The 12,995-nt window shown below is 36.4% G+C and carries 9 protein-coding genes and 1 pseudogene; 3 read left to right on the top strand and 7 right to left on the bottom strand.

Annotation, left to right across the window (positions count from 1 at the left end):
- Positions 1–7: 7 nt before the first annotated feature.
- From B3I52_RS06245 to B3I52_RS06235, 3 genes are all read left to right on the top strand, one after another.
- The gene (locus B3I52_RS06245; protein ID WP_293299601.1) at positions 8–1,771 is read left to right on the top strand and encodes a hypothetical protein; all 1,764 of its coding nucleotides are present in this window, start codon (positions 8–10) and stop codon (positions 1,769–1,771) included.
- A gap of 70 nt (positions 1,772–1,841) precedes the next feature.
- On the top strand, positions 1,842–3,533 hold the full coding sequence (locus tag B3I52_RS06240) for a hypothetical protein (RefSeq protein ID WP_293299599.1): 1,692 nt from the start codon (positions 1,842–1,844) through the stop codon (positions 3,531–3,533).
- Between the two features lie 39 nt (positions 3,534–3,572).
- Entirely contained in the window at positions 3,573–4,463 is an 891-nt protein-coding gene (locus tag B3I52_RS06235; RefSeq protein WP_293299597.1) for a 3-hydroxyacyl-CoA dehydrogenase family protein, read from the top strand.
- 142 nt (positions 4,464–4,605) lie between these two features.
- Here B3I52_RS06235 and B3I52_RS15915 read toward each other — a convergent pair whose 3' ends face one another.
- From B3I52_RS15915 to B3I52_RS06210, 7 genes and pseudogenes are all read right to left on the bottom strand, one after another.
- Positions 4,606–4,722, bottom strand: coding sequence for a hypothetical protein (locus B3I52_RS15915; RefSeq protein WP_366941077.1), 117 nt, complete (start codon positions 4,720–4,722; stop codon positions 4,606–4,608).
- 84 nt (positions 4,723–4,806) lie between these two features.
- Positions 4,807–4,917: pseudogene (locus tag B3I52_RS15910) on the bottom strand (transposase); the annotation flags it as partial.
- Positions 4,918–5,108: 191 nt separating this feature from the next.
- Positions 5,109–7,109: a T9SS type A sorting domain-containing protein gene (locus tag B3I52_RS06230; protein WP_293299595.1), complete on the bottom strand. Its 2,001-nt coding sequence runs from the start codon at positions 7,107–7,109 to the stop codon at positions 5,109–5,111.
- A gap of 34 nt (positions 7,110–7,143) precedes the next feature.
- The gene (locus B3I52_RS06225) at positions 7,144–7,590 is read right to left on the bottom strand and encodes a RidA family protein (protein WP_293299593.1); all 447 of its coding nucleotides are present in this window, start codon (positions 7,588–7,590) and stop codon (positions 7,144–7,146) included.
- Between the two features lie 9 nt (positions 7,591–7,599).
- Complete coding sequence (locus B3I52_RS06220; RefSeq protein ID WP_293299591.1) at positions 7,600–8,454, bottom strand: fumarylacetoacetate hydrolase family protein; 855 nt, start codon at positions 8,452–8,454, stop codon at positions 7,600–7,602.
- Between the two features lie 15 nt (positions 8,455–8,469).
- The gene (locus B3I52_RS06215) at positions 8,470–11,289 is read right to left on the bottom strand and encodes an FAD-binding and (Fe-S)-binding domain-containing protein (RefSeq protein WP_293299589.1); all 2,820 of its coding nucleotides are present in this window, start codon (positions 11,287–11,289) and stop codon (positions 8,470–8,472) included.
- A gap of 12 nt (positions 11,290–11,301) precedes the next feature.
- Entirely contained in the window at positions 11,302–12,606 is a 1,305-nt protein-coding gene (locus tag B3I52_RS06210) for an aspartate aminotransferase family protein (RefSeq protein ID WP_293299587.1), read from the bottom strand.
- Between the last annotated feature and the right edge of the window lie 389 nt (positions 12,607–12,995).

Below are 12,995 nucleotides of genomic sequence, written 5' to 3'. Positions count from 1 at the left end.
TTTTACCATGCTAAGATCATTATATTTAGTCTTTACCATTTGCTTTTTTATGGTAAACGGAGGCTATGCACAACAAAAATTAATAAAACCAGTAGTAGTAAAACCAGATGAACCTTTTGGCCTAGTGTTTAACCATAATGGTGATTTATCTTTTGCAAGTGCCAATCCGGCAGAGGCCGAAAAATTGCTTAAAAAAACGGTAGATTATATACACAGTTTGGAAGTAAAAACATTGGTTTATAGTGTAGGTGTTAGTAGCGATGTACTGTATTATCCCACAAAAATAGCTAGTACCGTAGGGTGGCGAGTAACTAAGGAAGAGCAGCAAAATAAACTTTTAAAAACAAGAGTTGAAAATGCAAGAGCATGTATTGCTACAGGGATGGATGCTGTAAAAATTGCGGGTTTACAAGCAAAAAAAAACAATATGTTGTTTATTCCTAGTTTAACAATGAATGATAGCCGCTTTACAACCGATCCTCAAAATTCGGCTTATACCAGTAAATTTTGGTTAGATAATTCAAACTTGACTATTAAAAGTGCCCCAAACGCTTTTAAAAAAGAATATGCCAATTTACTCGATTATACTCACGAGACAGTAAGAAATCACAGGTTGCAAGTCATTTTTGAAGTCATAGATCGCAATAAAGGCAACATAGATGGTTTTGAACTTGATTTTAACCGTGTACAAACACTGTTTCCAGAGGGAAAAACCCAAGCATCTTTAATTACGGAAATGATAAAAAAGATACGGGAAAAATTAGATATTAATGCGAAGCTACAGGGCAAACCTATGTATTTGTTCGTGCGTATACCTTCATCAGAAGAGGCATGTAAGCAAACTGGTTTAGATATAGAAACCTGGATGAAACAAGGCTTGGTAAATATGGTTTCTCCATCGCAGTTGATGACTTTAGCACAAGATATGCCTATTCAAAACCTTATCGCTAAGGCGCACCAATACAAAGTGAAAGTATATCCAACCTTAATGCCTAAATCAAATTTTAGAGTTCCGTTAAAGCCATCGCTACCAACTTTAGGCCTAAATTTGAGGATAGGCTCTCAAACAGCTACATTAGAAGAAATGTTAACAGCTGCGGTAAACTATCGTCAAATGGGGGCTGACGGCCTTTATCTTTTCAATTACAGTATAGGTGATTTTCCGCAAGACTTATATCGCTTAGCAGCCGAAATTAATAGTAAGGGCATAAGCCCTGTAGATAGAGTTTTTACTGTTACAAAAACTGCATACAACGATAATTTGCAACCTTCTTATTCGTATACTAAACAGTTGCCTCTTAAAATGCAATCGGCCAATGCCTCGTTGAGTATTTATATAGGAGAGCTGCCGACTTCATCGCCTTACCCTCTTACTAGGTGCCTACTACGTTTAGGCGTGAGAAATTTTGCAGATGCACCGAAATTATTGTTAAATGGTAAACCTTTACAAGTACTTCATATCGAAGACCATGCAATAAGTCCACGGATTGCTCAAGTTGCCGATGGCTCACAAAAAACTATCATTTATAAAATAGATGAACCAACATTGATAAAACTAGGCAATAACAAAGTAGAGATAATTGCAGAAAATGCTACTCTTACTGATTTGGAAATTGCGTACGGGTACATGACCAATTTAAGTTATATGGTAAGAGGTGTGGCCGATACCAAACTTAATCAACCTATCACTGGTACACCTGCACCGTTAATTAAGTGGGATACCAGTAGCAAACCAACGCCAAAGCCTAAGGAGATAGAGGAAGAGCCTTAAAAAGTCTAAAAAGATTGATGTTGGAAGACTAAATAAAAATACACAATACTTAAAAAATACGCTTTAAGAAATGAAGAAATTATATACGACCTTGTTATGTTTATTGTTAACGGGGTTAAGTTATGCACAACAACAAGTAACTAAGAAAGTTCAGGTAAAGCAGAATGTATCATTTGGTGTGGTGCTAAATGAAGATGGCGACCATGCTTTTGTAACACCAGACCCCATTGCTGCAGAAAAAATGTTAAGGGCCAATGTAGATGGTCATGCCCGTTTAGGCGTAAATACCTATGTGTTTTGCATTGGTGCAGGTAGCGATGTGTTGTATTACCCAACCAAAGTATCGAGCACCGTTGGGTGGCGTAAAACCAAATACGAAGATGAAAATCCGATTTGGAAATATCGTATAGAAAGTGCAAAAGCTTGTATAGCAGCAGGACTTGATGCCGTTAATATTGCCGGAACACAAGCAAAAAAGAATGGCATGTTATACTTGCCAAGCTTGAGGATGAACGATAGCCATTTTATGGTAGATCCGTACAATTATCCGCTTACAGGTCAGTTTTGGCTTAACAATACCGATTTAATCATTAAAGATAGTCCGGTGGTTTTCAGCAAAAACTATGGTAATCTGTTCGATTATACCCATAAAAAAGTACGGGATTTCAGATACGATGTATTTATAGAAGTGTTGGAAAGAAATAAAAACATTATAGATGGATTTGAATTAGACTTTAACAGAACTCAAATTTTCTTTCCGAAAGGCAAAGCCGATGTTGGAGCTCCATTAATGACTGAGCTAGTACGTAAAGTAAGACAAAGACTTAATCAATTGGCTAAAGAACAGGGTAGGCCAATGTATTTATTTGTGCGTATACCCCCATCAGAAGAATCGTGCAAATGGGCCGGACTGGATGTGGACACCTGGATGAAAGAAGGCTTGGTAGATTTAATTTCACCATCACAATTAATGACCCTTCCGCATGATATGCCTATTGAAGCAATGACAAAAAAAGCAAACAAGTATGGTGTAAAGATGTATCCATCCATGTACCCTAGAACAAGTTGGAGGGTTCCTCTAAATCCATCTGCCGATGATTTGGGAATGGAAAATGCCATTGGCAGGGATGTAACTTTGGCCGAGGCATTGGGAGCGGCAGATAATTACCGTTGGATGGGAGCCGATGGTTTTTATCTTTTCAATTATTATAATTACCCGCAAGCTTCATACATGTATGAAATGGTTGCTGCATTTGGTGCCAATACACCAAATGATAATGATAAAGTTTACGCAATTACTAAAACATATTATAACGACGATAAAGAGCCTTCTTATGCTTATGTTAAACAATTGCCTAAACAAGTAAATGGTAAGGGCGAATTTAAGTTGCTTGTTGGTGAAAATATACAATCTAAAGTATTTTCAGGAAAAACTTGTGTGCTAAGATTAGGCGTAAAAAAATATAGTGGTAATGTAAATAATATCAAAGTAGTGCTAAACGGAAATGCTCTTGTATTAAAAGGAGAAAAAGATCATTTAGCGGCAGGTAAAAAGCTACAGGCAGATATGGCAGATAGGTCGTTAATTTACACCATTGATAATCTGAAACATGTATTTCAAGGAAATAATAAAGTAGAAGTAGAAGTTAATGGAGCTTTAGTTACTGATATAGAGATAGCCTATTCAGCGTATAATGAGATTTCACAAATTATGCGTGGGATTAAGGCTCCTACGCTTAATCAAAACATCGGTTTAAAGTAAAGATATTTTTAAAAGAATTTTCTCGTCATATTCTTAATTATGGTTCAACTCACAGATAAAAGCATAATTACCATATTAGGTGCTGGAAAAATGGGGCGTTCTATCGCTTCTTTTTTCTCTGAAAAAGGAATTTTTACAATATTATATGACCCATTTGAAGAGGCTATAATATTTGCAAAGAATGAAATCATTAACCAGTCGAGATTGACTTTTACAACCAATTTAGAGGAAGCGGTGTCAAAAAGTGATTTTATAATAGAATCTGCTCCTGAGAACCTAGATATCAAAAAAGAACTCTATCAAAAGATAGCCCCCTATTTAAAAAGCGATGCAATTATATGCTCAAATACTTCAACTTACCCGTTGCTGACTTTGTCAAAAGGTCAACCTTTTGAAAACAGGATGCTGATAGTCCACTTTTTTAACCCTGCCGATTTAATTCCACTCGTAGAAATTGTAAAACAGGATAGTACTGAAGAAGGTGTGCTAGAAATAGTGAAAAGTTTTTTGAGCTATTGCGGAAAAATTCTGGTTGTACTTAATAAAGATATAAGAGGCTTTATCGCAAATAGGCTTCAGGCGGCATTACTGCGTGAAGCTTGTTATTTATTAAAAGAAGGAATTGCAGATGCTTCTAGCATTGATACTGTTGTAAAAGAGAGTATAGGTTTACGTTGGGCATTAAATGGGCCTTTTGAAATTATGGATTACGGAGGTCTTGATATTTGGGATAAAGTATTAAGTAACTTGTTACCTGTTTTGGATAATACTACAACTGTTCCAGAGGTTATTGTAGAAAAAGTAAAGCAAAATAAACTTGGTGCTAAAACTAGAGATGGTTTTTTTAGTTATAGAAGTGATGTGAAAAGTGAAGAAATCTTAAAGCAACGAAGATTGTTGAAATTGGTTTCGGAAGTAAAAAATAGTTAAAATTCCCATTAGGTATAAATACGATTCTTTTTTGTTGGGTAGGAGCAGGTGTTGGGTAAAAGTTGATAGCCTTGTTGAAACAAACTAATATTAATATGAGTTTTGGGTCTTATTTTGAGAAAATGGTTGGTTTTTTATCTAATCAGGAGTAGCTACAAAATCCTGTGTATAAATTAACTAAAGCATTGATCGAACTTCTGTGCCTAGAATGTTCAATATCACACACTGTTTTTAGAATATCATTTTCAGATTCGATTATTCCTCTTTTTTAAGCAATAGCTTGTGCTCCATTTTCATCAATTTGTTCTTCATGTTATTTGTTATCCCCGTAATCCACTGTAAATCATTTTGTTGAGTTTTTGCATCTAACAGCTTGCTTTTTAAAGACCTTATGGCTGTGTATTCTTCGGTTGTTGCATACGATCAATATGGTAGAATCTTCAAAGTATATCCCACAAGATTTGCCTAAACGACAAAGGTTAAGAGGTAAAGTATAAGATAGCTCAGTATCCTTGGCTTGAGCTGTACAAAGCGACTATAGCTTGGGGCACCTGGGAAATAAGGCTTTAGGTAACCTTTTTCTACTTCTTGGACATAGTAACCTGAGAATAACAATCGATTCTCAGGTTATTATAGAAAATAAAGCTAATTTTTAACAAATCTACTAGTGTAACGCTTTCCGTTTCCGTCTTCATAAACTAAAATATACAAACTTTTTGCGAGTGAAGATAGATCCAAACGTAGGCTTTTCTGAGTTTTTGATACGGTTTCTTGTTTCATGATTCTGCCATCAACAGCTAATACCTTTACATATCCTTTGCCGGTTTCCAAAGGGAAATTAACTTCTACATAGCTATTAACAGGATTAGGATACAAGTGAATTTCGGACATAACTATTGACAAAGGAGCAGCTACCAATTCCTTACTATAATCAACAGAACCATCGTAATCTATTGTCTTTAATCGATAGTAGTTATACAACGAAGTTGAGGCGTTTCTATCCAAATAGGTATAAAGATGTTCCCCTGCGTTATTATTTGCTGCCAAGCTCCCTATTTTAATAAAACTAATACCGTCTACACTTCTTTCTATTTCTATTTGTTTCACATTAATTTCTTGTGCTGTTCTCCAATGCAATCTTATTCCGTTTGCCTCTCTAACTGCGTTAAAATCTACCAACGTTAAAGGTAACACATCTGAATAAGTGCCGATAGCTGCTCTTGATATGGTAATGGTAGTTGGATCTATAATTTGTGTAATAACGGTATTGGGTGCTAGATAATTTTTCGATGAAGTTACCTCCATACCAGGAACCAAACTTAAACTAGTTACTGTTTCTCCAGTTGGTAAGGTGATTACCGATTTAGTAATTTCAGCGATACCGCCATTAAAATTAACGGTTGGGCTAACCAAAACATGCTTAGTTCCAGTAACGGTATAACCTCCTTCTACTAAGGCACCTGCAACCGCCAAAAATTTATCTGTAACGATATCACTTTGTAGCGTTAATGTTTTGTTTTCGCCTATCACGTAGGCAATATTGGTAGCGCCTTGTCCTGCTGGCATTTTAAAACTACTGTTAGCGGCACCGCCTTTAAAGTATACAGTTGCACCACCTTGAGCATCAGTCCAAGATGCTCCAGCTGTTCCGGTAAAAGTACCGTTTACTTCAAAGTTCCCACCAACAATCATAGAAATAGCTTTAATAGTACCACTTGTAGCTTTACTTAAAGTGACATTTCCATTTGTAGATACATTAAAGTTTCCATAAAAATCCATATTTATGTTAGAACTGTTATTTGTATTTACTCTAGATGGTTCAAAATTCCCATTTCTAATTTCCGTATTTCCTTCTACAATTAAGGAGAAAATCGCATTATTGGCATTTGAATACGTTACCACCATAGTTGATACAGCAGTATTTGTTAAACTTTGGTAATCGACTATCAAATCTCCTTTTACAGTTAACCTACATAAATCATTAGAAGCGGACGTGCTACCAGAAAGAGCAAAAATTCCGTTTTCTATGATTAAATTTCCTCCTACCACTGCATCTATTGACCCTGAAGTTAATAACAAGTATCTAACATTGCTGTTTCCCGTCCTTCTAATAATTAGGTCACCTTTAGTTTCAAAACTAGTTGTATTCGTAAGTGTCCAATTTGCGCCAGCATTAAAACTAATAATCAATTTACCCCATATTAAATTAGGAAGCCTTTGACTTGTATCATAATTTATAATCTCTACAGTACTGGTTTCACCGATAGTTCTACTAACAGTTCCAGGCATTACTCCTCCTGCCGCACCATAATTCTGCACATAATATCCGCCATTTGCCACTTCGAAATTAGCAACGGTGGTTATTCTTCCTGCTGTTAATTTACCTAGAATTCTAAGGGTTGCACCATTGCCTGTTATATCCCATACTGCCCCACTAGCGGGGAAGACCATTTCATGAACCGCTTGAACAATAAAAATATCTCCGTCTACTGCAAAATTTGCAGGTGATAATCCACTGCCATCAGTATTAGTTTTCCAATTAGTAAGCGTTCGTGGATCTACATTACCTGTAGAATAATAAGTGGCCGCATAGCTACTCATAGTAGCTATTAGCAACATTAATAATGTAGTAAAGCCTTTTTTCATAATGTTTAAGTTTATTGGTTGATAGTTATTTAGGTTAATTGTTAAGTTCAAATAGAGCCTCAATTTCAAGAGAGGTGGTTTCGCCCCATATATCAGTAGTAATTGCACTAGCAATCAAACTATTATTCTGGGTACTCCAAATATGATTTAACAGCTCGCTGCAACCATTAATAATATATGAGTGCTGTTTAAAGTCAGTCGAACAATTTATTTTTCCATTTATCCCAATCACCCTCTTTATTTTATCCATACTTCCAAACTCTTTCTGTATGGTAGTTATAAAATCCATGGCAATTTCCCTAGCTGCTGCTTTTCCAAATTTTACACTTAGGTCTTCACCTATTTTTCCATCGTACTTGCTTTTACCTTGTAAATGCAAAAAATTACCATATTTCAAAATAGGTTTCTCATTGGACTCGTTGGTTAGCGAACCCAATGATTTAGCTAAACTTGCATACTTATCGTTGGCTGTTATTTCCATTGCTTCTTGTTATTGAAATGCTTTTACATGTTGTTTAGATGCTCCCAATCCATCGATACCTAACTCTACCACATCGCCCGCCTTCAGGTAAATTGGCGGTTTAAAACCTAAGCCAACACCATGAGGAGTTCCTGTAGAGATAATATCTCCTGGTAACAGTGTCATAAACTGACTTAGATAATGTATTAAGTGGGGCACATTAAAAATCAATTGCGCTGTAGTACTTTCTTGCATTTGAGTGCCATTTACTTTTAGCCAAAGCTTTAAGTTATGTACATCTGCTATTTCATCTTTGGTTACCAAATACGGTCCTAAGGGGGCGAACGTATCACAACTCTTACCCTTTACCCATTGCCCACCACGCTCTAGCTGAAAAGCACGTTCACTGTAATCGTTGTGCAATACATAACCTGCTACATAATCCATCGCCTCTTCTTCACTTACGTAACTAGCTTTTTTACCCACCACAACTGCTAATTCTACTTCCCAATCTGTTTTTTCGCTATTTTTAGGAATAATTAAATCGTCATTAGGCCCACATATAGCTGTAGTTGCTTTAAAGAAAACTATCGGCTCTGCAGGAATTGGTGCATTTGTTTCAATGGCATGATCTCTATAATTAAGACCAATACAAATCAGTTTTGATGGCCTTTTAACCACCTCAGCCAAACGTACGGTAGCTATATCCACAATTGGCAAACTACTCTCATGCTTCTCTATTTGCTTTTGAAGTAAATCCAATCCTCCCGTTTCAAAAAAGTCCTCATTATAATCTGTTATTAATGATGAAACATCTAAATGTTTATCCTCTATTAAAACGCCTGGCTTTTCGCTTCCAATGTTCCCAAATCTGAATAGTTTCATATTTTAATTTTGTTTTTATACTATACATTGATCGGCCAAATGCAGTACCGATTCATAATTCTTTTTAACGGCTTCGGACATACTCATTTCACAAGTTTTTGCAGACGAATAATAGCCATCATACTCACAACTACTAACCTCTCTTGCTTCGGCACTAGCAGCCGATTGTATTAACTCGGGATAATGAAAACCTCTGTCGCCAGCCATTCCACAACACCCAGCACTTAATGGAACCGTTACTTCATGTGCAAAATGCCTTGCCACCATTAAAAATTTCTCCTGTAATCCCATTTTTTGCAGTGAGCATACGGGATGTAAAACGATTTTCGATTTTCGATGATTTACTTGCGTTTGCGGAATAACGTAATCTGCAACAAAATCAATCGTATCTATTATCGAAAGCTGATCAAATTTGCTTTTATTATCTTCTGAAAGTGCAGCTCTACATCCCTGCAAAGTATGTGTACAAGAACTTACGTCTAATATTATAATTAGTTTTCCTTGCAAACTGGTTTCCCATAACTGGTTAATAGCCTTGTTTACCGTAAAACGATAAGCTTCGGTATAGCCTTTAGATGAAAATGCTTGACCACAACACAATGAAGATGTTAATTTTGGGAGAAGCACATTAATATTCGCTTTTTGTGCAACACTTAAAAAAGTATGGTAAGTATCTTTTCCCGTAACTGCACCTCCCATCATTCTAGAAATACATGTTGGAAAATAAACTACGGTTTTTAGTCCATTTATTTTGGTGAAATTAGTTGCCCCAATACTTTTTGAAGGAATAAGCTGATTACTCCACAATGGAAATGCAGGTATTATCTTTTTTATCCCATAGGTTACTTTGTGCATAGTATTTTTGCCCAAAACCTTATTCACTTGATGACCAGAATGAAGCATGAAAGATGCCATTGCAGTAGTAACTTTAAAGTTCTTTGCAACAGTTAAAGCAATTTTATTAGCCAAAGTCGAATGACTTTCCCTTCTCAAACGCTTTACCAAATCGCCAGTATTAATATCTACAGGACATGCCGATGCGCATAGACCATCAACGGCACATGTTGCTAGACCATCGTACTGAAACTGATTAACGAGCTCTCGATGCTCTTTATATTTACCTGCAATTTCTAGCGCAGCTAACTCTCTCCTTACCACAATACGTCGACGCGGGGTTAATGTAAGATTTCTACTAGGGCATTTATGTTCACAGTAACCACACTCTATACATTTATCTACTTCTTCCTCTACTGTAGGCAAAGCTTTTAAATGCTGCAAATGAGCATTTTTTTGAGCATTGATAATGACTCCAGGGTTCAGCAAATTTTCGGGATCTATCGCATTTTTCAACGCTTTCATTATTTGATATGCTTCCTCTCCCCATTCTGTCTCCACAAAAGGAGCCATATTACGTCCCGTACCGTGTTCGGCTTTTAGAGTGCCATCATATTTTTGTACTACTAATGCTACCAAATCATCTATGAAAGCATCGTAACGTTTTACCTCTTTATCTTCTGCAAAAGATTGTGTTACCACAAAGTGGATATTCCCGTCTTTAGCATGACCAAAAATTATTCCGTTATCGTAATGATGTTTTTTGAATAGCTGCTGTATATCTAATATTGCATCCCCTAGTCTTTCTACCGGAAATGCAACATCTTCTAAAATTACTGTGGTACCGCTTTTTCTAACTGCACCTACCGCTGGGAACATCCCTTTTCGTAATTTCCAGTAAAGTGACTGTTCATTGGGATCGGTTGTAAATCTCGCTTTCTCTAGCAAAGAAAAACTATCCGATTCTCTTTCGAACAATGCTGTTTTCTCCAATAATTCAGTTTGATTTGCGGCTTGATATTCTATCAGCAATGCAGCTGCACCATCAGGTAATAATTTTAAGATTGCTGGCGCACCTTTTAAATCTTCGATAGATTTTAGTGAGGCTCTATCCATCAACTCTACAGCTTCGGCTCCGGTTTCCTTAAGTAAAGGAATTACACTGCAAGCAGCATAGATATCTTTAAAAAACAAAAATGCTGTCGATTTAAGTGGATAATCATAAACTGTTTCCATCACAGCCTCTGCAATAAAGCCTAAAGTTCCCTCAGCCCCAACGAGCAAATGCTCCATAATATCTAGCGGATGCTCGTAATCTAACAACGCATTAAGCGAATAACCTACTGTATTTTTTGAGAGGTATTTTTTCCTGATTTTATCTTGAAGTACTTTATTCGAAAGCACTTGTAGTCTTAAATTTTGTATTGTAATAAAAAGCGAAGCACAGTCTTTTTCAAACCTTTCGTAATCTTCTTTATTTTCGGAAGAAAAAACCTGTCCGTTAGGCAATATAAACCTAATATGCTTGGTTGTATGATAGGAATTATATCGCACTCCACAACACATACCGCTAGAATTATTCGACAAAATGCCTCCCATCATAGCGGCATCAATACTAGACGGATCTGGACCTATTTTCCGTTGATGGTTTTTAAGCCGGGCATTTACCATTTTACCTGTAATTCCCGGCTGCACCCTAACTAAACAACCAGTATCCTCTACACTTACACCGCTCCAATACTGACTTAAATCTACCAGAATACCATCTGTAATGGCCTGCCCTGAAAGACTTGTACCACCAGTACGGAAAGTAAGTGGTATTTTATGTTGAGATGAGAAATGGAATAATGCAATTACCTCGTCTTCTCCTATAGGCTGCACTACTGCTTTAGGCCTTAAATAGTAAAATCCTGCATCTGAAGCATAAGCAACCACATCAATCAACCGCGTTTTAATCCTTTCTGGCGGCAATATACTCCGAAGCAGAACTCCTATTTCCATACATCCTATGTATTACATCTCGTTAAAAACTTCTTTTGCTTTTTCAATAGCATGTTCAATGTCTTCATCGGTATGCACTGCGCTGATATACCAAAGTCCCCTGCCAATAACCCTAACTTTTTTATTGTGCATGGCCGCTATAAATTGGTTAAGCTTAGCTTTGTCTACATTGAAGGTTTCTCTAAAATCATTAATGCTTTCTTGTGTAGTGAAACTGATATTAAACATAGGTCCCATTCCCTGTATCAATACATCATGACCAGCTTCTTTAGCTGATAATCTTAATCCTTCCATCAGTTTTTTACCCAACCTAAACATTCGTTCATAAGGTTGCTCTTGCTCTAGCACTTCGATAGTAGCCAAAGAAGCAGCTACCGTTGGATTACAAGAATTCATTGTTCCTGCATGGATAACTTTAGCTTCTTCTATTAAACTCATCCACTCTCTTTTACCTACAATAGCACTAATTGGATAACCACTACCCATTGCTTTGGCAAAAATTGACATGTCTGGCGTAATGCCAAAGTACTTTTGTGCACCTCCTAACGACAGTCTAAACCCAGTAATCACTTCATCAAATATTAAAGCAATCCCATATTGATTACATAAATCTCTTAATCCTTGCAAGAAGCCTTCTTTAGGAGGAATACAACCGCTGTTACACATCACAGGCTCTGTAATAATGGCTGCTATTTCTTCATGACGTTTCTCGAGTGTTAACTTTACTAGTTCCAAATCGTTCCATGGTAGCACTATGCTATCATCTTTTGATTGCGAAGACAAACCTTGTGACCACGCAAATACCTCTGGATTTTCTCTACTACCCAATGCCTCTACCGATGGTGCCGAATTACCCCAACATACATTATCTAACCAACCATGATAGTGACCTTCGAAACGAAGAAATTTTTGCTTACCTGTTTTTGCTCTAGCTACGCGAAAAGCGGTATGTACAGCTTCAGAGCCATCTAAGCAGAAGCGCATTAACTCTGCAGAAGGGATAAGTTTATTCAGTTTTTCTGCAAGCTCAATCTCACGAATATGCTGACCTGCGAATATTTGCCCTTGTTCCGAATATTCATTGACAGATTTTAGCACATGTGGATGCGAATGACCAACAATTAACGGCCCTTGGCTTAACGTAAAATCTAAATATTCGTTTCCATCTACATCGTAGATACGGCTTCCTTTACCATGTGTATAAAATATAGCATGTGGATGATTGTACTTCCTAAATTCAGAAGACACGCCACTGGCCAATACTTTCTTAGCTCTATCTAAAAGTTCTGCAGATTTTTTATAACTGGTAGTTTTCATTTTATATATAAGTATAAATGACTTATTTTTTAGTAAATATTTGGCTATTGAATACTATTATATTAAAAACTTGATCAAATGTTTAAAATACAATCTCAATACACAAATATATAAATATGTAATACATATATCAAATAGAATTTATTTTATTTTTATATCCTAGGAAAAACTTGCACAATTGGAATTGCAATTTATATCATCTAACTTTAATTCCATTTTTAGGAATTCTGCTAACTTTTTCTTGGAGACTTTCCATTGCTTGAAAGTCTCTTTCGACCTCAAGGCCTTCTCAACCAATTTTTCAAATTCGCTGATATGTGTATCAACTAGTTCCAATAATGAGGGAACTTTAGGTAGGAATTGTGTTTTTATTATCTAGTTAAAGGTTA

The sequence above is a fragment of the Pedobacter sp. UBA4863 genome (assembly GCF_002399615.1).
Classification (GTDB): domain Bacteria; phylum Bacteroidota; class Bacteroidia; order Sphingobacteriales; family Sphingobacteriaceae; genus Pedobacter.
The sequence above is the reverse complement of the archived record's forward strand: the minus strand, read 5'-3'. Positions and strand labels throughout refer to the sequence as shown.